Origin of the sequence: Microbacterium sp. 1.5R (genome assembly GCF_007667425.1) — a bacterium.
GTDB lineage: Bacteria > Actinomycetota > Actinomycetes > Actinomycetales > Microbacteriaceae > Microbacterium.
Map to the genome: position 1 here is coordinate 2,194,027 of NZ_VDRC01000001.1, position 20,488 is coordinate 2,214,514.

A 20,488-nucleotide genomic window follows, 5' to 3' on the forward strand; every position below is an offset into this window, starting at 1 on the left:
CAGGCGTACAGGAGGCCCGATGAGCGAGACGATCCGGCGTCGCCGCGACCCAGAGGCCCGACGCCGCGAGATCGTGACGGCCGCCGCCGAACTCATCATCGAGGTCGGCGTCGACGCGCTCACGCACCGCAAGGTCGCGACGAGGGCGGGTGTGCCGCTCGGCGCCACGACGCAGTACTTCGCCACCCTCGACGACCTGCGCGAGGCGGCTCTCGGCGCCCTCGCCGCCGAGATCCAGGAGCGCATCGACGAGACCAGGCAGGCGGTGGTCGCCGAAGGCGTGACGCCCGCCGGCATCGCCCGTCTCGTGCGGCAGGCGCTCGACGACGCGCGAGCCGTGCACGCCGACCGCGCGGTGGTCACCGCCGCCGTGCACGACCCCCGGGTACGCGCCTTCGCGCGACAGTGGTCCGACGAGATCGTCGGCTTCATGTCGCCCGTGCACGGCCTCGATCGCGCCAGGGCCGCCGCCGTCTTCATCGACGGCGTACTCTGGCACGCACAGATCCACGACGAGCCGCTCGACGAAGAGCTGATCCGAGACGCCCTCGCCGGGATCCTCTGTCCCGCACCGGCGTCCGCACCATCATCCGCCGCATCCGCCGCCGCATCCGCCTGACCGACAGAGAGAGAATCCCGTGTCGAAACTCGCCGTCCTGAGTCTGAAGAACCGCGCTCTGATCGCCCTCATCACGATCGTCGCCGCGGTGTTCGGCGGACTCGCCCTGACGAACCTGAAGCAGGAGCTCATCCCGTCGCTCGAGCTGCCGAACCTCGTCGTCACGGCGACCTACCCCGGCGCCTCGCCCGAGGTCGTCGAGAATGACGTGTCGACGCCCATCGAAGCGGCGATCCAGGGCGTGCCCGGCCTCGAGAGCACCACCGCGACGAGCACCACGAACGCGTCGGTCGTGCAGGCGACGTTCGCCTACGGCACCGACCTCGCGACCGCCGAGCAGAAGATGCAGCAGGCGATCAACCGCATCTCGGCGCAGCTGCCCGAGGGCATCAGCCCACAGGTGCTCGCGGTGTCGGTCGACGACTTCCCCGTCATCCAGGTCGCGGTGACCGGCTTCGAGAACGCGCAGGACGCGCAGACCCAGCTCGAGAACGTCGCGATCCCCGACCTCGAAGACGTCGACGGCGTCAATGCGGCGCAGATCATCGGCGGCGTCGGACAGCGCATCACCATCACGCCCGACGTCGCCGCGCTCGCCGCGCAGGGCGAGAGCACCCAGGCGATCAGCGATGCGCTCGAGCAGAACGGCACCCTCTTCCCGGGCGGCGACATCACCGAGAACGGCCAGACGCTCACCGTGCAGACGGGTGCGAAGATTACCTCGGTCGACGAGATCGCCGCACTGCCCATCGTCGGCACCGACGTCACGATCGGCGACGTCGCGACCGTCGTGCAGGAGACCGATCCTGTCTCGTCGCTCTCGCGGGTCGACGGCGAGGACGCCCTGTCGATCTCGATCACCAAGCTCCCCGCCGCAAACACCGTCGAGGTGTCGGAGGGCATCATCGCCGCGCTCGACGAGATCGGCGAGGCGCTGCCGGATGCCGAGTTCACGATCATCTTCGACCAGGCGCCGTTCATCGAGCAGTCCATCGAGACCCTCGCCACCGAGGGCCTCCTGGGTCTGGCGTTCGCCGTGATCGTCATCCTCGTGTTCCTGCTGTCGATCCGTTCGACGCTCGTGACCGCGATCTCGATCCCCACGAGCGTGCTCATCACCTTCATCGGTCTGCAGGCGTTCGGCTACTCGCTGAACGTTCTCACCCTCGGCGCTCTCACGATCGCGATCGGACGCGTCGTCGACGACTCGATCGTCGTCATCGAGAACATCAAGAGGCACTACGTCGGCGATGCCGACAAGGGCGATGCGATCCGGCTCGCGGTGCGCGAGGTGGCGATGGCGGTGACCTCGTCGACGATCACCACGGTCGCCGTCTTCCTGCCGCTCGTGTTCGTCGGAGACGCGGTGGGCGAGCTGTTCCGGCCCTTCGCCATGACCGTGTCGATCGCGATGGTCGCCTCGCTGCTGGTGTCGCTGACCATCGTGCCGGTTCTCGCCTACTGGTTCCTGCGACCGGGCAAGCCGCTGCTCGACGAGAGCGGCGTGCAGATCGATCCGGAGCATCCGGATGCTCCGCCGACGCGACTGCAGCGCGGCTACCGTCCGATCCTCGGCTGGACGCTCAAGCACTCGTTCATCACCGTGCTCCTCGCCGTCGTCGTGCTCGGCGGGACGATCGCCGCTGTCCCGCTGATGAAGATCAACTTCCTCAGCGACTCCGGCCAGAACACGATGACGGTCACGCAGGACCTCGGTCCGACGGCCAGCCTCGAGACGAAGTCGCAGGCGGCGATCGCCGTCGAGGACGCCCTGCTCGACATCGACGGCGTCGAGCACGTGCAGGCATCCATCGGGTCCAGCGGCTCCGCGCTGCGAGACGCCTTCTCGGGCGGCGCCGGGGTCACCTACTCGGTGCTCACCGACGGCGACGCCGACCAGGAGGCGCTCCGCGCCGAGGTGCAGGACGCGATCGAGAAGCTCACCGATGTCGGCGAGGTGTCGGTCGCGGCATCCACCGGCTTCGGATCCAGCGACATCGAGATCACCGTCACCGCGTCGAACAGCGACGACCTCGACGCCGCGACCTCGGCCGTGGTCGACGAGCTGAAGGGCCGAGACGGCGTCGGACAGGTCACCGACAATCTCGCCGCCGCGCTGCCGTACCTGGCCGTGGTCGTCGACCGCGACGGCGCCGCCGCGCGGGGGCTCTCCGAGGTCGCCGTCGGCGCGATCGTGTCGAACGCCATGCGTCCGCAACAGGTGGGATCGGTCGAGATCGACGACTCCTCGCTGACGGTCTACCTCGCGAACGCCACCCCGCCCACGACCGCTCAGGCGCTGCGCGAGCTCGCGATACCCACCCCCACGGGCGTCGCGCAGCTGCAGGACCTCGCGACCGTCGAGGAGCGCAACGGCCCCACCTCGATCACCACCGAGCAGGGTCGACGCACCGCGACGATCACGGTGCCCCCGGCATCCGACAACCTCGCCACCGCGACGGCGTCGGTGTCTGAGGCGCTCGCCGCGGTCGATCTGCCCGACGGGGCGTCGGCCGAGGTCGGCGGTGTCGCGTCGCAGCAGTCCGACTCGTTCTCGCAGCTCGGACTCGCGATGCTCGCGGCCATCCTCATCGTGTACGTCGTCATGGTCGCCACGTTCAAGTCGCTGCGCCAGCCGCTGCTGCTGCTGATCTCGGTGCCGTTCGCGGCGACGGGCGCGATCCTGCTGCAGGTCGTGACCGGCGTGCCCCTGGGTGTGGCGTCGCTGATCGGGGTGCTGATGCTCATCGGCATCGTGGTGACGAACGCCATCGTGCTCATCGACCTCGTGAACCAGTACCGGGAGAAGGGTCTGTCGACCGCCGAGGCGGTGATGGCCGGTGGAGAGAAGCGACTGCGGCCGATCCTCATGACCGCACTCGCCACGATCCTCGCGCTCACCCCGATGGCACTCGGCATCACCGGTCACGGCGGCTTCATCTCGCAGCCGCTCGCGATCGTGGTGATCGGCGGACTGCTGTCGTCGACGGTGCTCACGCTGATCGTGCTCCCGACGCTGTACAACCTCGTCGAGGGCGCGAAGGAACGGCGCCGGGCGCGCAACCGTCCGTCGTGGTTCCGCCGGCTCTTCTCCCGCAGGCGCATGGTGTCTGCGACGACGGATGCCGCGGGCGACGGCCCTGGCGGCTCGGGTGGCCCCGTGCCGGTCGGCGCTGCCGCCGCGTCATCCGGCGCGCCCGCCGCGGCATCCGGGGCGTCGTCGGCTCCGGCATCCGGCCTCCCGCACGCCCCGCAGCTCACGCGTCGCGAGCTGCGGGAGCGCGGCGACTAGCGCTGCTCGTCCTTCCGCCGAGACCCCGCTCTCTCGCCGAGACCCCGCCCTGCTGACGTCAGCGGGGCGGGGTCTCGGCGCGAACCCGGGGTCTCGGCGACGGGAGTGGGGGCGCGGGCGGGGCGAGGGCGAGGGTGAGGACGAGGGTGAGGGGGCGGGGGCGGGGGCGGGGGGATGCGGGGGGAGCTGCGTCGCTCAGTCGAGCGTGATGCCCCAGTGCAGGGTCCAGGTCTCGCCGGGGGCGAGGCGCCGCAGTCCGGTACCGCTGTTGAACGCGTCGGCCGGAGCGGTCATCGGCTCCATCGCGACGGCCAGCGGACGCCCGGGGTACTTGTCTGTCGTGAAGACCTGCACGACCTCGTAGCCCTCGCCCTGCCAGAGGGTCAGGCGACGGCCGTCCGGTGCGGTGAGGGAGTGGCGCGCCACGCCGTCGGCATCCCGCTCCAGTTCGGTGAATCCGGTGTCGAGAGAGACGTCGCCGAGGCGTACGCCGTCACGCACGGCGGAGTCGATCGGGCGCGTGCCGACGGGCAGCATCCGCTCGTCCGTCTCGATCGCCGTGCCGGCCGAGACGCGCAGCACGAGGTCCGCTTCGGCGACGTCGCCGATCGTCAGGAACGGATGCGATCCGACCGCTACGGGCGCCGCAGTCGCCGACTGATTGGTGACGACGTGCTCGACGTCGATGCCGTCGGCACGCAGCGTGTACGTCACGCTCGTCTCGAGCAGGTACGGGTAGCCCGTCTGCGGCACGACCGAGGTGCGCAGGGTGGCCGACGACGCGCCCTCGGTGATCTCGTACGCGGTGAATCGCAGCAGCCCGTGGCTGGCGTTCCCGAACTTCGGTTCGGTGATGGCGAGCTGCCGCTCTGTGCCCTCGTCGTGCCATCGCCCGTCGCGCACGCGGTTCGGCCACGGCACCAGCACCACGCCGGAGCAGGAGGGCGTCGGCGCGTCGAGCGGATACGGGGCGATCAGGTCGACCGCTCCGATGCGCAGAGAGCGCAGAGACGCGCCCACCTGCGCGATCTGCGCCGACACCTCGCCCAATTGGAGGTGGACCTGGGTGCCGGTGGGGGATGCGGTGCTCATGCCGCCATCGTAGGGCGGCAGGCGTCCTCTCAGGTGTGACCGGTACACTGGTGCGGTCGGCTTCGGGCACCCGCGTATGGACGCGGACGTTTTTGTGCAAGAAGTGTGAGCCCAGGGGCCGATGGTGAGCGTCGATCGACGTAAATCAACCATCACATGAATGGCCCCGGCCGCTGACAGTCCGGACCCGCAGCACGATCGCTCGATCGGATGCCGGGTGCTCGCGCGTGTGCGCAGCGCTGTTCTCGTGCGAGAACCCAGAAGGACACACTCATGCCCAAGAACAAGAAGCCCCGCGGCGGCCGCCCCGCCGCCAACTTCGAGCCGCGCTACGGCGCGAAGAAGACCTCGTTCCACGACCGTCACGCCGGCGGCCGTGACGGAGCGCGTGACACCCGCGACGGGCGTGACACCCGCGATGCCCGTGGCGGACGGACGGATGCCGGCGAGCGGCGCCCCGCTGCCGCCGGCTACGACCGTCGTCCGGGCAGCCGCAGCCCCGGTCACCGCGGCTACCGCGCGGCCGAAGAGGGCGGTGCGCCCAAGCAGCGGTGGGGTGCGCAGGAGCGTGCCGGACGAGACGAGGCTCGCAGCATCCGCAACCGCGCCGAGTCCGGCCGCCGCGAGGCACCGCTCCGCCGCGACGAGAACCCGCGTTTCGGCGAGCGTTCCGAGCGCCCCCGGTACGGCAACGACCGACCGGCCGGCACCCGCCGATTCGACGACCGTCCCCGCCGGGACGACCGGCCCGAGCGTCCGCGCTTCGACCGTGACGACCGCGGCGGACAGCGCCCGACCGGCCCTGGGACCTACCGTGACGACCGCGGCGGAGAGCGCTTCGATCGCGATGCGCGCCCGCGGCGCGAGGACCGCGGCAGCCAGCGCCAGGGCTTCCGCGACAACGATCACCGCGACGGCGGCCGCACGGAGCGTCCGCGGTTCGACCGCGACGATCGGTCGCGCCGTGACGACCGCGGCTTCGGCGACCGCTCGAACCGCGGCGGCGAGCGTCCGCGCTTCGGCGACCGTGCCGAGCGTCCGCGCTTCGGCGACCGTGCCGAGCGTCCGCGCTTCGGCGACCGGGCCGAGCGTCCGCGCTTCGACCGCGACGACCGCCCGCGCCGTGATGACCGCGACAACCGTGGAGGCGCCGACCGCCCTGCACGCTCGTACGACGCCGACCGTGCCCGCCGTGCGTTCGATCGAGATCGCACGCAGCGCGCGATCGAGGGCGGCCGTGACGAGCGTTCGCGTCCGTCGACCGGTGGCGCGTACCGCACCGACCGTCCCCGCCGCGATGACCGTGCCGGCCGTGAGGCGCGTCCCAGCCGCAACGACTGGAACGCCACACCCAAGGCCGCGTTCGAGCCGACCGAGGATGTCGTGCACGAGCGCCTCGAGGCGAAGGCCGTGCAGGCGGTCGAGGTGAACGACGTGACGTTCGCCGACCTCGGTCTGGGCTCGAACATCGTCGAGACTCTCGCGAACATGGGGGCGGCCAACCCGTTCCCGATCCAGGCCGCCAGCATTCCGGCCGTGCTCGAGGGCCGCGACGTGCTCGCCCGCGGGCGCACCGGCTCAGGCAAGACCATCGCGTTCGGCGCGCCGCTCGTCGAGCGGGTGCTGCAGTCGCAGGCGGGCAAGCGCCGTGAGTTCGGACGTTCGCCGCGCGCGATCATCCTCGCTCCGACGCGGGAGCTCGCCCTGCAGATCGACCGCACGATCCAGCCCATCGCCCGCAGCGTCGGCCTGTTCACCACCCAGATCTACGGCGGCGTGCCGCAGGGGCGCCAGGTCGGAGCCCTGAAGAAGGGCGTCGACATCGTGATCGGCACGCCTGGGCGCGTCGAAGACCTCATCAACCAGGGCAAGCTCGACCTCTCCGACTGCCGCATCGCGGTGCTCGACGAGGCCGACCACATGTGCGAGCTCGGATTCGTCGAACCCGTGCAGCGCATCCTGCGTCACACGGCCGACGGCAGCCAGAAGCTGCTGTTCTCGGCGACGCTCGACCGCGAGGTCGCCGCGCTCGTCGACGAGTTCCTCGTCGACCCGGCCGTCTACGAGGTCGCCGGCGAAGACCAGGACTCCAGCACCATCGAGCACCGCGTCCTCGTGATCGAGCACCGCGACAAGGCCGACATCCTCACGTCGCTCGTCGACCGTGACGGCAAGACCCTCGTCTTCGCCCGCACACGCGCCTACGCCGACATGCTCGCCGAGCAGTTCGACGACGCCGGCATCCCGGCCGTCTCGCTGCATGGCGACCTGAATCAGGCCAAGCGCACCCGCAACCTCGAGCGCCTCACCTCGGGACGGGTGAACGTGCTCGTCGCGACGGACGTCGCGGCCCGCGGCATCCACGTCGACGACATCGACCTGGTCGTCCAGGCCGACGCACCGGACGAGTACAAGACGTACCTGCACCGCTCCGGCCGCACCGGCCGCGCCGGTCGTTCGGGTCGCGTCGTCACGCTCATCACGCGTCAGCGACAGCGTCGCATGACGGAGCTGTTGAGCCGGGCCGAGATCGAGGCGCCGTTCGAGAACGCGCGTGCCGACGACGACCTGATCGAGGAGATCGCCGGGCGGATGCCGTCGGCCGCCGACCTCACCGACTGACCGCTGCATCAGGAAGGCCCCGTCTCGCGTTCGCGCGGGCGGGGCCTTCTCGTGCGCGTGGCGCGTGTCGTCTCGCTGCGCTCGCCCGCGGCGGATTCTCTGTCACCGGTCACCGGTCACCGGTCACCGGTCGCCGGTCGCCGGTCGCTGGTTGCTGGCCGCTGGTCACTGGTCGTTGAGCGAGGAGCGCAGCGACGAGACGAAACGGGGTGACGTCTCCGCGGGGCCGTCGAGCGAGGACCCTCAGCCGATCGCGTGCTCGTGCACCGCTGTGGTCAGGCTCGTGCCATTGAGAGTCAGGTACAGAGTCTGCTCGGTGACGGTCATCGTCACCGCGTTGCGGCGTTCGAGCAGCGGCGCGGCCGACTCGATGAACCCGGGATCGAAGCTGTACACGCGCACATCGTCGGCGCGGTGGATGCGCTTGTCGGCCCAGGGCGCCATGACCTTGGCCGGGTCGCGGTGCGTGTAGACGACGACGCGATCGGCGAGGCGGGTCGCGTGGTGGAGCCGCTCGGCATCGGGGGCTCCGACCTCGATCCAGACGGTGATGCGTCCGGTGAGGTCGCGCACGACGACCGCGGGCTCCTCGGTGTCCGACACGCTGCCGCCGAAGGCGATGCCCTCTGCGTACTCGAAGCCGAGGGCGAGCAGGCGGGTGAGCAGGTAGGCGTCGGTCTCGGACGGATGCCGCGCGGCGCGGAGGGAGTAATCCTCGTACACGCCGCGATCCGTGTCTGCCAGTTGCACGTCGAACGTGTGGATTGTCGAGCCGATCGCCATAGTCATCGAGCCTACGGGCTGCGAACCGGAGGGTGAGACGAGCGGATGCCGTCGACCGCCGTCAGAACAGCATCGGCTGCGCGGGCGCCTCTGTGCTCGGTCCGGTGGTCCGGAACCCGACGGAGGTCGTCGCCAGAGCGCCGCCCTGCGACTCGTTCTGGCTCCAGATCGAGTCGACGTGACCCTGTCCGGGGCGGGTACCCCGGCGGGGATAGTCGTTCTCGTCGCGACCGTCGAGACCATGCATGCGGATCAGCGGACGTGCACGCTTCGCGAGCCACTGACGGTAGCCCTTCGGCGCCTCGGCGGACACCCCCGGGTACAGTCCGAGGTACGACGACACGAGGTCCGGTCGCGCCTCGCCCAGCCACTGCATGAACCAGGGCTTGACGCCCGGACGCAGGTGCAGTGCGCCGTAGATCACGCGCCGCGCTCCGGCATCCTTGATCCGTCTCAGCGCGGTGTCGATCGCCTCCACCGAGTCGGTCATGTGCGGCATGATCGGCATCAGGAACACGGTGACGGGGAACCCGGCGTCTCTGAGCGCCTTCACCGTGTCGAGTCGCGCCTGGGTGGACGGCGCGCCAGGCTCGATCGCCTTCTGCAGCTCGTCGTCGTACATCGCGATCGACATCTGCACGTCGACGGGCACGCGCTGCGCCGCCTTCACGAGCAGCGGGATGTCGCGCCGGATCAACGTTCCCTTGGTGAGGATCGAGATCGGCGTGCCCGATGCCGCGAGAGCGTCGATGATGCCCGGCATGAGCTTGTAGCGCCCCTCGGCGCGCTGGTACGGGTCGGTGTTCGTGCCGAGCGCGACGGTCTCGTGCTGCCAGCTGCCCTTGCGCAGTTCCCGTTGCAGCACCTCGACGACGTTGGTCTTCACGACGATCTGCGAGTCGAAGTCCGCCCCGCCGTCGAGGTCGAGGTATTCGTGCGTCCCGCGGGCGAAACAGTTGTGGCTGATCACACCGTTCGCGATGAAGTCACCGGTCCCTGTCGTGATGTCGAGAAGATCGTGATCGCCGGGGAGTGGTTCGATGCTTACTACGCGTAGATCGGCGACGCTCTTGACGGCCGTGCCTTCGAGACGCAGCTTGCGGCTGATAGCCGGCGCGGCCACTGTGAAGAAACGCTGACGGCTCGGCAGCCCGCCGGTGATGCGCACGGTCGAAACGCCGTTCTGCTGAGGGGGCTCGGCCACGTGGGGGATGCCGAACACCGACAGCGCGTGCCGGATGCAGGCGATCAGTTCGGCATCCTTGTTGGAGATTCGCAGGATTCCGCGCGAGCAGCTGCCCTCCGCGTCGAAGATGCCGCCAAGGAATCCCGCGTGCCAGTCGTGATCTTTGTCTTCCGGTGGGACGATGAGCGACTCGATCGTCTCGACGGAACCACGGGCGGCAGTGTGGATCGCGTCGGCGGCACTGCGCGTCTCCGTCGCGACGGCGAAGGGACGTGTCCGAGTGGGAACTCCTTCCTGCTCGAGGAAGGTGCGAGTACGCGAGAGCGCCTCGTCGTCGATCAATGCGAGCCGAAACATGTGGATCTCGCGGGTGCGCTTCGCGCTGGGATACGCGCCATGGAAGATCATTCCGTCTCCACGGATCATCCCGGAGAGATAGCCGCGACGGTACGATTCCGACGACTCGTCGGTGGTCGCACGGGCGCCGCCCATGCCGAATCCCATCAGTCGGTTGTTGGTGGTGAGATGTGGGCGTTGCCCGCCTTCCGCATCGATCACGTGTTTCCATCCGCGTTCGGTGAGGAAGCGATGATCGCCGCTGGCGACGATCGTCGTTCCGTCGGCGAGCGTCACGCGGTAGGCCTTCTTTCGCGTGGTCCACTTCGCCTGAATGGTGGTGCGGACATAGCGACGGTAATCGCCCCGCCGCTCAGTGCCGATGATCGCCGTTCCGACCTCCAGGTCGCGCAGCGGGCGCTGTCTCCCGTCAGCGCACAAGATAAGCGTGTCTGGTGAGACGCAGTAGATGCATGCATGGCTGCATCCGCGATACGGATTGATCGTCCACGCGAACGGCATCCGCGACGCGCCGGGTACGTGGTTGAGGGCGGACTTCGACAGCACCTCGTGGAACGTCATCCCCGCGAACTCGGGGGTCGTCACCGAGCGCAGCATGCCGGCGCGATTCTCGAGCCCCGGCAGCGCAGCGGTATCGACATCACCGACCTTCTGCCCCTGCCACCTCATCGGCCTATTCGAACATATGAACGACGAGTCTGTCAACGGAACTGGAACTGTGTTCGAATCGACTTAAGCGACAATGGGGGAATGACCAGCACGCCGCAGCCTCGGCATGCGGCTCCGCGTTCGCCCCTCAGGGGTCCCGCGCTGCCGCTCGGACTCGCGGTGACCGCCGTCGGCATCCTGCTGTCTGTCGCCGCCGCGCCCGTCGCGACCTCTGCCCAGCGGGAGTCCCCTATGCCCGAGCCGGTCATCGTCGCCGAGGTGCCCGCGGTGCAGGTCGGGGCGACGACCGCCGCCGACCCGTGCTCCGAGCCGTCGGTGATCGAGGCGATCGCCGTCGCCGACGACGCCGCGATCATCGCGGGATTCGGCGGGGGCGAGAGGTTCCGGGCCGCGGTGGTGGCAGGCAACGCGCCCTGCATCGCGCTCGACGACCCCGCGCACGTCTGGGTGGTCGTCAACAAGGCGCGTCCCTTGAACCCGGTCGCGTTCGCCCCTGCATCGCTTTCCGACATGCCGCTCGAGATGACGACGCGCTCCCGGCAGGCCCGGACGGACGTCGCGGCGGCGATCGGCGAACTCGCCGCCGCCGCTGCCGCCGAGGGCGCAGGGCGGATCGGCGCGAACAACGGCTACCGCTCGTACGATCTGCAGGTGTCGACGCACGCGTCGCACGTCCGCAGCAGTGGTCAGGCCGGTGCGGATGCCGCGTCGGCCCGTGCCGGGCACAGCGAGCACCAGACCGGTCTCGCCCTCGATGTGGTGGCCTGCAGCCCGCAGTGCGGTGAGATCGACGCGTTCGGCGCGACGGCGCAGGGCGCGTGGGTCGCCGAGAACGCCTGGAGGTACGGCTTCATCGTGCGGTACGAGCAGGTCGGCAGCGGGATCACCGGGTACAAGCCCGAGCCGTGGCATCTGCGGTACCTCGGCACCGAGCTCGCAGCCGCCTACCACCACGGCGGCTACCACACGCTGGAGCAGTTCTTCGGGCTGCCTGCGGCGCCGGATTACGCGCACTGAGGGGCGTTCGGCGCCGTCTGGCGGCATCCGACAATCGCGGTACCCAGTGTCACTGAATGTGGGATGCATTCTCACAACGCGCTGTGCTGTCGTCGTCGCCCCGGCATATGATCGCCGGAGCAATGACGCACGACACGTTCGGGAGGACGCCATGGAACGCGACATCTACGAAGAGGATCACGAGGCATTCCGCGACCTCGCCAAGGATTTCGTCAAGCGCCACGTCACGCACGAGGCGATCGAGAAATGGGACGCCGACGGGGAGGTCGATCGCGCGACCATGCTCGCCGCAGGCGAGGCGGGAATCATCGGACTGTCCGTGCCGGAGGAGTTCGGCGGCGCGGGGATGCTGCAGGACTACCGCTTCCGCGCGATCGTCAACGAAGAGGTCATCGCCGCGGGGGCGGGCTCGCTCGCGGGCGCCTTCGGCATCCAGGACGACCTGGCCGTCCCGTACCTCGTGCACATGGGCACGCAGGAGCAGAAGCAGAAGTGGCTGCCGCGCATGGCCACCGGCGAGGTCATCGGCGCTCTCGCGATGACCGAGCCGGGTGCGGGCTCCGACCTGCGCGGCATCAAGACCACCGCGAAGAAGACCGACGGCGGGTACATCGTCAACGGCGCGAAGACGTTCATCTCGTCGGGCGCGACCGCCGACCTCGTCGTGACGTTCGTCAAGACCGGCGAGGGCAATCGCCCGGATGCCTTCAGCCTCGTGCTCATCGAGAACGGGATGGAGGGCTTCGATCACGGCAAGAAGCTGCACAAGATGGGCTTCCAGGGTCACGACACGGCCGAGCTCTCGTTCAGCGACGTGTTCGTGCCCGACGAGAACCTCATCGGCGGCGAGGAGGGCAAGGGCTTCATCCAGCTGATGATGAACCTGCCGCTCGAGCGCCTGTCCATCGCCGTTGCGGGTGCCGCCGCCGCGCAGGCCGCCCTCGACTGGACCGTCGCGTACACCAAGGACCGCGAAGGGTTCGGCCAGCGGATCATCGACTTCCAGAACACGCGCTTCAAGATCGCCGACATGGCAGCCACCGTCGATGCGCTCTGGGCGTACATCGACCGCGCGCTGCGCGCGTATTCGAAGGGCGCGCTGTCGGCGGAGGAAGCCGCGATGGTCAAGTTCTGGGCCACCGAACGCGAGTGGGAGGTGCTCGACACCGGGGTGCAGCTGCACGGCGGTTACGGGTACATCACGGAGTACCCCATCGCCCGAGCCTTCCTCGATGCGCGCGTGCACCGCATCTACGGCGGTACCAACGAGATCATGCGCGAGATCGTCGGGCGTCAGATCGCCGGCAAGCGCTGAGAACGTCGAACGGCCCCGGGTTCGCCCGGGGCCTTCGCGTGCACCTGCTGCATACCGGTGGCAGGAACTTCGGTGGGGCGATCGGTGGCAAGAGTATTGCTACCGGAGTAGCATCGACGGCATGAGTAACACCAAGATCAGCCTCAGTCTCAGCACAGCGGACGTGGCGTTCCTCGATCTGGAGGCGCTGAGCGGACGATATTCCTCGCGCTCAGCGGCGGTGCAGGATGCCGTGCGATTGCTGCGGGAGAGCCGACTGGCTGACGCTTACGCCGAGGCATATGCCGAGGACTACGACGACGCCTGGGATGCGGCCGACGAGGACGGACTGGCCAGCGCATGACTGCAGATGCGCTGCTGCTTCTGCGCCGAGGACAGATTCTGCTCGTTTCCCTCGATCCAGCGGTGGGCTCGGAGGCGAGCAAGACGCGACCTGCGGTCCTCGTGAGTAACAACACCGCCAATGGTGCGGCTGCGCGATCGGCCCGGGCGACGGTGACCATAGTGCCGCTGACGTCGAACGTCGCGCGGGTGCGCCCGTTTCAGGTGCTGCTCCCCGCAGAGGCCACCGGTCTCGACCGCGATTCGAAGGCGCAAGCGGAGCAGATACGAACGATCGCTGTTGACCGGATCGTCAGACCCGTGGGGTGGGTTCCTGCTGAACTCGTCGCGGAGATCGACGAGGCCATGCGCCTGCATCTGGCGCTCTGAATTCCAAGCGAGACGTCCCGGTCACGCGAGCGGTTCGGCCGCGGCATCCCGAGCGGTCTTGGACGCCGGTGACGCGGCACCCGCCTTCCAATAGCCGCAGAAGCTCACGGAGTCCTTGTCGACGCCCCGCTCGCCCACGAGGTGTTTGCGCACGCCCGAGGCCAGTGACTGCTCACCCGCGGCGTACGCGTGGAACGGTGCGTCGGGGAGCGCGAGGTCGTGCAGTTGCGCGAGCGCGCGCGATCCGGGCGGGAACTCGTGCGGGCGGGTGAGCCACACGACGTCGACACCCGCAGGGTGCGGGAAGTCCAGAGCGTCCGCGTCGGACGGGACCTCGACGATCGCGGTGCCCGTCGCGCTCGTCGGCAGCGAGGCGCAGATCGATGCGATCGCCGGCAGAGCCGTCTCGTCGCCGATGAGCACCACCCGGTCGACCCCGCGCTGCGGGTTGAAGGTCAGACCCTCGTCGATGATGAGCACGTTCTCGCCCGGCGTGCAGGTCTCGGCCCAGCGCGAGGCGGGGCCGGCCGTCCCGTCGGCGGCGGAGCCGTGAAGCACGAAGTCCACGTCGATCTCGGCCCCTCGATCGACGGTCGCCGCTCGGTGTGCCCGCACCGTGTAGTTGCGCATCACCGGTCGCTCGCCGTCGGGGATGCGCAGGAACCTGAGGTATCCGAACAACTTGTTCGCCTTCGCAGGGACGCGGTCGAGGCCGGCATCCCCGCCGATCGGCAGGAACAGGCGGAACCACTGATCGAACCCCATCGGCTGGAACCGCTCGACATCTCCGCTCCCGAGCGTGACCCTGACCCAGTGCGGCGCGAGCCGCTGGGTGCGCACGACTTCGAGACGGATGAGCTCCGACGAGTCGGGCTTGACGAGCTTGCTGAATGCCATGGGGACGCCTTTCAGGACAGGTGCCAGGGATGGAAGGCCACGAAGACCGCGGCGGAGATAGCGAGGCAGACGACGATGAAGACGGTGTCGCGCAGCCGGAACGGCACCAGATGCCGCTCGGTGCGGGTGGGGTGGGCGCCGAAGGCGCGGGAGTCCATCGCGAGGGCCACGCGTTCGGCATGGCGGATCGCACCGGCGAGCAACGGGACGATGTACCCCCAGCCGCGGGCGATCCGGGCGAAGGGCCCGCTGCCGCCGTGGTGCCCGCGCACACGGTGCGCTGCCCTGATGACCGACAGCTCGTGACCGAAGCGCGGCACGAAGCGGAACGCTGCGAGTGCCGTGTAGCCGATGCGGTACGGCACGCGCAGTTGCTGCACGGACGCCCGCACGAGGTCGGGGCCGGTCGTGGTGAGTCCGCCGATGAGCGAGAGCGCGATGATCGCCCCGAGACGCAGAGCAGTGGCGAAGCCGATGGCCAGCGCGCCCTCGTGCAGGCTCCACGCACCGATCCGCAGCACGGCGGGCGATTCGGCGACGAGCGCGGCATCCACCCAGAGCGAGAAGCCGAATCCGACGACCAGCATCGCCAGGGGCAGGATGCCGAAGAGCAGTGCCGCCGTGCGGGCCGTCACCCGGGCACCCACCACGAGGAGCCCGACCGACAGGGCGAGGAATGCGGCGGGCGTCGCCAGGTCGCGCACGAAGACCAGCAGCACCATCGCCGGCACGACGGCCGCGATCTTCGCGAGCGGATTGATCCCGTAGAGGAACTGGCGACGAGACGTCGGCGCGAGCGCCGCGAACGGATCGATGGTCAGGGTCATGCGATCGCCCATCCGGATGCTGCGAGCAGGCGCTGCAGCGGAGGGAGTCGCAGCCCGGCGGACGCGAACGTCTGCTCGTCGCGGAAGAGATCGGCGGTCGGACCGGCCGCGTGCACCCGGCCGTCACGCAGGACGACCGTGTGCGTGGTGTGCTCGGCGACGAGCTGCAGGTCGTGGGTCACGAGGAGGATCGTCGTGCCCTCATCGCGGAGGTCGTGCAGGAGAGCAAGGAGCTCGGACGCTCTGGCGCGGTCCTGGCCGAACGTGGGCTCGTCCAGTGCCAGCACCCGGGGGCGGGTGATGAGTGCGGTGCCCACCGACAGTCGACGCTTCTCACCGCCCGACAACAGGAAGGGATGCACCTGCGCCTTCTGCTCGAGGCCGAACCGGGCGAGCATCGCTCCGACCCGCTCGCCGATCTCTGCATCGGGAGTGCGCTGCAGGCGCAGGCCGTGCGCGAGCTCGTCGAACACGGTGTGCGAGATGAACTGGTGCTCGGGGTTCTGGAACACGAAGCCGATCCGGCTCGCAAGGTCGCGCGGGGACGCCCGCCCGGGGTCGATCCCGCTGACGGTCACCCGTCGCTTCGGCGGCGGCACGACACCGGCGAGCGATTGCAGCAGCGTCGTCTTGCCCGCGCCGTTCGTGCCGACGATCGCGGTGAGCGTGCCTGGTGCGATGTCGAGGTCGATGCCGTGCAGGATCTCGGTGCGCCCCCGTCCCACGGTGAGGTCGCGGGCGCGGACGATCGGGTCCCCGCCCTCGGTCGCTGAGCGAGCGGAGCGAGACGAAACGGGGTGAGGTGTTCCGGGACTGACGCCGCGTCTCGTCTCGTCGTTGCGCCCCTCGCTCGACGACCCGGGGGAGGTGCTGGCCGCGGCGAGGGCTGAGGCGAGCTCGTCCGGCGTCAGCGGGAGCGGATCGAGCGTGGCACCGGCATCCCGCATCCGCAGTCCGGCGATGGTCGCGGCAGGCAGCCAGACGCCCATCGCGACGAGCTCGTCGACGTGCTCGCGGATCACCGCGGTGGGCGGACCGTCGAACGCCACGCATCCCGCACCATCGAGCACGATCGTGCGCGTGACGAATCCCATCGCGGCGTCGAGGTTGTGCTCGACGAGCAGGATCGCTCGGTCTCCCGCGGCGACGACGTCGGCGAGGGCCGCGTACACGTCGTCGATGCCCTGCGGGTCGAGGTTGGCGGTCGGCTCGTCGAGCACGATGAGCGGCGACCCCATCGCGAGCGCGCACCCGATCGCGAGACGCTGCCGTCCGCCGCCCGACAGCCGGTCGGGGTTCTCGTCGCGGCGCTCCCACAGGCCGACGCGGCGCAGGGCGGCTTCGGTGCGGGCGTGCACCTCGTCGACGGGCAGCAGCAGGTTCTCGGGCCCGAATGCGACCTCGTCGTAGACCGTGCCCGTCACGATCTGCGCATCGGGATCCTGGAACACCATCGCGACGCGGGTGCTGAGCGTCGGCGTCATCGCCTCGGTCGTGTCGAGCCCGCCGGCCGTCACGGTGCCGGTCATCGCCGCCGGGACCGCGTGCGGGATGAGCCCGTTCAGTGCCAGGGTGAGCGTCGACTTGCCGGATCCCGAGGGTCCCAGCAGCAGCACCACTTCGCCGGGGTGGATGTCGAACGAGACGTCGACGGGGGAGGGGCGTAGGGAATCCGCGTGGGTGATCGAGAGGTCACGCACGCGGAGCAGGGGCTCGGTCGAGCGCACGGTGTCATCCCAGGTCGCGGATCGGTACACCTCTAACTTAGCCGAGCCTTACCTACCCCGCGATGCGTGCCTCAGCGACGCGCGACGCCGGCTCGACTGAGCGCCGAGCCGATCGCGAGCCCGACAGCGGTCCATGCGACGGGGCCGAGCACCGACACCACGAGGTACGCGACCTGGGCCCACAGCGGCAGGGCACCGAGATGCGCGGCGAAGAACACGACGACGGCGACGAGGATGCCGATCACACCCGCCGACAGGAAGAACCGCCAGGCGCCCCAGGCGCGGTACCGCGTGAGCGCGGCGATGCCCTCCTGGATCGCGCCGAACAGCAGTGCGGTGCCGATGAAGCGCAGCGCCCACGCCGGGTTGAACGCACTCGAGATGAGAGCGGCGATCACGTGCGTGACGAGCGCGACAAGGGGCCGGCGCAGCACCTCCTGCGCGATGATCCCGGGCAGCACGTGCGAGCCGAGCACGAGGCCGTAGAGGTAGGGCGCGAGCACGAGGACTCCCGGCGTGATGAGGCCGGCGATGCCGCCCAGGATGCCGGTGGCGACCCCGATCGCGGCGCAGACGAGCAGCACGCGCGTCGACAGAAGAGGGGTGCGGGCCACCCCTCCAGACTACTTGCGGAGGGATGCCGAGGACGCCCCGAGCTCCCTTGCAAAAGGCTCGACGGCATCCGTTCGTCGCATCGTCCGCACCGCTCGTCGCACGGCGCCGCCCACGGCATCCGTCCGGCCGCCGACGATCCCTAGCGTGGATGAACGCAATGACGCGCATCCCGAGGAGAACCCCATGACCGCATCCTCGCCGCACAGCCGCGGCGCCGCGACCACCGCCGACGATCCCGTGATCGTCACCGACCCGAAGCTTCCGCCGGTCGCCCTGACCGACGAGCACCACGAGAAGTCCCGCCGCTGGACCCTGCCGAAGATCCTGCTCTGGACGGCCATCGCCCTGCTCGGCGGTGTCGCCTGGGTGATGCTCGCCATCGTCCGCGGCGAGACGGTGAACGCGATCTGGTTCGTGTTCGCGGCGGTCTGCACGTACCTGATCGGCTATCGCTTCTACTCGAAGGTGATCGAGCGCTACATCACACGCCCCGACGACCGCCGTGCCACCCCGGCCGAGGTCAAGCAGGACGGCAAGGACTACGTCCCGACCGACCGCCGCGTGCTCTACGGCCATCACTTCGCCGCCATCGCCGGCGCCGGTCCGCTCGTGGGGCCCGTGCTCGCCGCGCAGATGGGGTACCTGCCCGGCACGATCTGGATCATCGTCGGCGTCGTGCTCGCCGGTGCCGTGCAGGACTACACCGTGCTGTTCTTCTCGATGCGCCGCGGTGGCCGCACGATCGGCCAGATGGCCCGCCAGGAGCTGGGGAAGATCGGCGGCACGGCGGCGATCGTGGCATCCCTCCTCATCATGCTCATCATCGTCGCGATCCTCGCGCTGGTCGTGGTGAACGCTCTCGGCGAGAGCCCCTGGGGTGTCTTCTCGGTCGCGATGACCATCCCGATCGCGCTCTTCATGGGCGTGTACCTGCGCTACCTGCGCCCGGGCAAGGTCACCGAGGTCTCGATCATCGGCTTCGTGCTGCTCATGGCCGCGATCATCGCGGGCGGCTGGGTCGCCGGCACCGAGTGGGGCCAGGCGATCTTCCACCTCGACCGCACGACGATCGCGTGGGGCATCATCGTCTACGGCTTCATCGCCGCGGTGCTGCCCGTGTGGCTGCTGCTCGCCCCGCGCGACTACCTGTCGACGTTCATGAAGATCGGCGTGATCGTGATGCTCGCGGGCGCGATCGTGCTCGTCCGCCCGGAGATCTCGGTCCCGGCGGTCAGCGTCTTCGGCGAGAACGGCATGGGTCCGGTGTTCGCCGGTCCGCTCTTCCCCTTCCTGTTCGTGACGATCGCCTGCGGTGCCCTCTCGGGCTTCCATGCGCTGATCGCCTCGGGCACGACGCCGAAGCTCGTCGAGAAGGAGCGTCAGACCCGCTTCATCGGCTACGGCGGCATGCTCATGGAGTCGTTCGTGGCGATCATGGCCCTCGTGGCCGCGATCTCGATCGATCAGGGCATCTACTTCGCGATGAACGCTCCGACCGCCGCGACCGGCGGCACCGTCGAGGGAGCCGTCGCCTTCGTGAACTCCCTGGGTTTGACGGGGGTGAACCTCACACCCGACATGCTCACGGGCACCGCGGCGGCGGTCGGCGAGGAGTCGATCGTCTCCCGCACCGGCGGCGCCCCGACGCTCGCCCTCGGCCTCGCGCACATCATGCAGCAGGCTCTCGGCGGTCAGGCGCTCATGGCGTTCTGGTACCACTTCGCGATCATGTTCGAGGCGCTGTTCATCCTCACCGCGGTGGATGCAGGAACCCGGGTCGCGCGGTTCATGCTGCAGGACTCGATCGGCGCCTGGTTCCCCAGGTTCCGTGACGTCTCGTGGCGTCCCGGCGTGTGGATCTGCACCGCGATCATGGTGGCCGGATGGGGCGCAATCCTCATCCTCGGCGTCACCGACCCGCTCGGCGGCATCAACACGTTCTTCCCGCTGTTCGGCATCGCGAACCAGCTGCTCGCCGCGATCGCGCTCGCCGTGGTGCTCGCGATCGTCGCGAAGCGCGGACGGTCGTACTTCAAGTGGCTGTGGATCATCGGCCTGCCGCTCGCGTTCACGGCTGTCGTCACGATCACGGCGTCTCTGTACAAGATCCTGTCGCCGGTCCCCGCCATCGGGTACTGGGCGAACCACTTCCGCTACCTCGAGGCGTTGAACTCGGGCGACACGTCACTCGGCGAGCCGAAGGTGCTTGAGGCCGTCATCCGTAACACCGCGGTGCAGGGCACGCTGTCGATCATCTTCGTCACGCTCGCGATCGTGGTGATGATCGCGGCGGTCGTGGCGACCATCAGGGCGATCCGCAACGGCGGCGGCGAGAACACCGAGGATCAGCCTGTCGCGTCGCGCCGCTACGCCCCCGCGGGATTCCTCCCCACGGCCGAGGAGCGCGAGCTCGAGAAGCAGTGGGAGCCGATCCTCGCCGACGAGCGCAAGGCATCGAGTCATTGAGATGACCGACACGATGAATCGGACGGATGCTGCGGCAACCCATCTGCGCGCACTCTGGTGCAGCGTGGGGCGGGTGGGCCGCGGCATCCGGTGGTACATGACGACGCTGATGGGCGACACCGCGTACGCGACCTACGTCGCCCATCACCGTCGCCACCATCCTGACGAGGAGCCGCTGACCGAGCGGCAGTTCTGGCGCCAGCGCATGGACGATCAGGACCGCAACCCCGGGGCGCGCTGCTGCTGAGCGGCCGCTGTGTCCCCGCGCCCCGCGCCTCGACGCTCGGGGACGC

General features: G+C 69.4%; 16 protein-coding genes. 9 read left to right on the plus strand and 7 right to left on the minus strand.

The window, feature by feature from the left end; translation table 11 throughout:
* Positions 1–19 precede the first annotated feature (19 nt).
* Both FSY98_RS10515 and FSY98_RS10520 read left to right on the plus strand, forming a co-directional pair.
* Positions 20–619 (plus strand): TetR/AcrR family transcriptional regulator, encoded by a 600-nt coding sequence (locus tag FSY98_RS10515; protein ID WP_144876403.1) that lies wholly within the window; start codon positions 20–22, stop codon positions 617–619.
* Positions 620–638: 19 nt separating this feature from the next.
* Positions 639–3,911 carry an efflux RND transporter permease subunit gene (locus FSY98_RS10520; protein WP_144876405.1) on the plus strand — a complete coding sequence of 1,091 codons (3,273 nt, stop codon included), beginning with the start codon at positions 639–641 and terminating at the stop codon, positions 3,909–3,911.
* 195 nt (positions 3,912–4,106) lie between these two features.
* Here FSY98_RS10520 and FSY98_RS10525 read toward each other — a convergent pair whose 3' ends face one another.
* Complete coding sequence (locus FSY98_RS10525) at positions 4,107–5,003, minus strand: aldose 1-epimerase family protein (protein ID WP_144876407.1); 897 nt, start codon at positions 5,001–5,003, stop codon at positions 4,107–4,109.
* Between the two features lie 273 nt (positions 5,004–5,276).
* On the opposite strand from FSY98_RS10525, the gene FSY98_RS10530 reads away from it, so the two are divergent.
* Complete coding sequence (locus FSY98_RS10530) at positions 5,277–7,625, plus strand: DEAD/DEAH box helicase (protein ID WP_144876409.1); 2,349 nt, start codon at positions 5,277–5,279, stop codon at positions 7,623–7,625.
* Positions 7,626–7,868: 243 nt separating this feature from the next.
* Here the strand turns inward: FSY98_RS10530 and FSY98_RS10540 are convergent, their stop codons facing one another.
* Together FSY98_RS10540 and FSY98_RS16835 are read right to left on the minus strand one after the other, a co-directional pair.
* Positions 7,869–8,408, minus strand: a complete 540-nt coding sequence (locus FSY98_RS10540) for a YaeQ family protein (RefSeq protein ID WP_144876711.1) — start codon at positions 8,406–8,408, stop codon at positions 7,869–7,871.
* A gap of 61 nt (positions 8,409–8,469) precedes the next feature.
* A complete protein-coding gene (locus tag FSY98_RS16835; protein WP_144876411.1) occupies positions 8,470–10,620 on the minus strand; it encodes an intein-containing Rv2578c family radical SAM protein in 2,151 nt (716 codons plus the stop codon).
* An 81-nt stretch (positions 10,621–10,701) separates the two neighbouring features.
* Between FSY98_RS16835 and FSY98_RS10550 the strand changes: the two genes are divergently transcribed.
* The 4 genes from FSY98_RS10550 to FSY98_RS10565 all read left to right on the plus strand — a co-directional run bounded on the left by FSY98_RS10550 (position 10,702) and on the right by FSY98_RS10565 (position 13,663).
* Entirely contained in the window at positions 10,702–11,637 is a 936-nt protein-coding gene (locus FSY98_RS10550) for a M15 family metallopeptidase (protein WP_144876413.1), read from the plus strand.
* Positions 11,638–11,788: 151 nt separating this feature from the next.
* The gene (locus FSY98_RS10555) at positions 11,789–12,952 is read left to right on the plus strand and encodes an acyl-CoA dehydrogenase family protein (RefSeq protein ID WP_144876415.1); all 1,164 of its coding nucleotides are present in this window, start codon (positions 11,789–11,791) and stop codon (positions 12,950–12,952) included.
* A gap of 121 nt (positions 12,953–13,073) precedes the next feature.
* The gene (locus tag FSY98_RS10560; RefSeq protein ID WP_144876417.1) at positions 13,074–13,295 is read left to right on the plus strand and encodes a ribbon-helix-helix domain-containing protein; all 222 of its coding nucleotides are present in this window, start codon (positions 13,074–13,076) and stop codon (positions 13,293–13,295) included.
* Positions 13,292–13,663: a type II toxin-antitoxin system PemK/MazF family toxin gene (locus tag FSY98_RS10565; RefSeq protein ID WP_144876419.1), complete on the plus strand. Its 372-nt coding sequence runs from the start codon at positions 13,292–13,294 to the stop codon at positions 13,661–13,663. Before FSY98_RS10560 ends, FSY98_RS10565 begins: the two co-directional genes overlap by 4 nt.
* A 21-nt stretch (positions 13,664–13,684) precedes the next feature.
* On the opposite strand, the gene FSY98_RS10570 is transcribed toward FSY98_RS10565, so the two are convergent.
* From FSY98_RS10570 to FSY98_RS10585, 4 genes are all read right to left on the minus strand, one after another.
* Positions 13,685–14,560 (minus strand): siderophore-interacting protein, encoded by an 876-nt coding sequence (locus FSY98_RS10570; protein ID WP_144876421.1) that lies wholly within the window; start codon positions 14,558–14,560, stop codon positions 13,685–13,687.
* 11 nt (positions 14,561–14,571) lie between these two features.
* Positions 14,572–15,387, minus strand: coding sequence for an energy-coupling factor transporter transmembrane component T (locus FSY98_RS10575; RefSeq protein WP_144876423.1), 816 nt, complete (start codon positions 15,385–15,387; stop codon positions 14,572–14,574).
* Positions 15,384–17,114, minus strand: a complete 1,731-nt coding sequence (locus FSY98_RS10580; RefSeq protein ID WP_144876425.1) for an ABC transporter ATP-binding protein — start codon at positions 17,112–17,114, stop codon at positions 15,384–15,386. Before FSY98_RS10580 ends, FSY98_RS10575 begins: the two co-directional genes overlap by 4 nt.
* A 71-nt stretch (positions 17,115–17,185) precedes the next feature.
* A complete protein-coding gene (locus FSY98_RS10585; RefSeq protein WP_144876427.1) occupies positions 17,186–17,728 on the minus strand; it encodes an ECF transporter S component in 543 nt (180 codons plus the stop codon).
* A gap of 184 nt (positions 17,729–17,912) precedes the next feature.
* On the opposite strand from FSY98_RS10585, the gene FSY98_RS10590 reads away from it, so the two are divergent.
* Together FSY98_RS10590 and FSY98_RS10595 are read left to right on the plus strand one after the other, a co-directional pair.
* On the plus strand, positions 17,913–20,195 hold the full coding sequence (locus FSY98_RS10590) for a carbon starvation CstA family protein (protein ID WP_260857356.1): 2,283 nt from the start codon (positions 17,913–17,915) through the stop codon (positions 20,193–20,195).
* A 1-nt stretch (position 20,196) separates the two neighbouring features.
* Complete coding sequence (locus FSY98_RS10595; protein WP_222119149.1) at positions 20,197–20,442, plus strand: YbdD/YjiX family protein; 246 nt, start codon at positions 20,197–20,199, stop codon at positions 20,440–20,442.
* Positions 20,443–20,488: the final 46 nt, after the last annotated feature.

Bases quoted from the DNA above. Each gene is read 5' to 3' on its own strand.
- FSY98_RS10550 (WP_144876413.1), top strand. From the start codon at position 10,702: ATGACCAGCACGCCGCAGCCTCGGCATGCGGCTCCGCGTTCGCCCCTC.
- FSY98_RS10575 (WP_144876423.1), bottom strand. From the start codon at position 15,387: ATGACCCTGACCATCGATCCGTTCGCGGCGCTCGCGCCGACGTCTCGT.
- FSY98_RS10570 (WP_144876421.1), bottom strand. From the start codon at position 14,560: ATGGCATTCAGCAAGCTCGTCAAGCCCGACTCGTCGGAGCTCATCCGT.
- FSY98_RS10525 (WP_144876407.1), bottom strand. From the start codon at position 5,003: ATGAGCACCGCATCCCCCACCGGCACCCAGGTCCACCTCCAATTGGGC.
- FSY98_RS16835 (WP_144876411.1), bottom strand. From the start codon at position 10,620: ATGAGGTGGCAGGGGCAGAAGGTCGGTGATGTCGATACCGCTGCGCTG.
- FSY98_RS10595 (WP_222119149.1), top strand. From the start codon at position 20,197: ATGACCGACACGATGAATCGGACGGATGCTGCGGCAACCCATCTGCGC.
- FSY98_RS10590 (WP_260857356.1), top strand. From the start codon at position 17,913: ATGACCGCATCCTCGCCGCACAGCCGCGGCGCCGCGACCACCGCCGAC.
- FSY98_RS10530 (WP_144876409.1), top strand. From the start codon at position 5,277: ATGCCCAAGAACAAGAAGCCCCGCGGCGGCCGCCCCGCCGCCAACTTC.
- FSY98_RS10560 (WP_144876417.1), top strand. From the start codon at position 13,074: ATGAGTAACACCAAGATCAGCCTCAGTCTCAGCACAGCGGACGTGGCG.
- FSY98_RS10540 (WP_144876711.1), bottom strand. From the start codon at position 8,408: ATGGCGATCGGCTCGACAATCCACACGTTCGACGTGCAACTGGCAGAC.
- FSY98_RS10555 (WP_144876415.1), top strand. From the start codon at position 11,789: ATGGAACGCGACATCTACGAAGAGGATCACGAGGCATTCCGCGACCTC.
- FSY98_RS10565 (WP_144876419.1), top strand. From the start codon at position 13,292: ATGACTGCAGATGCGCTGCTGCTTCTGCGCCGAGGACAGATTCTGCTC.
- FSY98_RS10515 (WP_144876403.1), top strand. From the start codon at position 20: ATGAGCGAGACGATCCGGCGTCGCCGCGACCCAGAGGCCCGACGCCGC.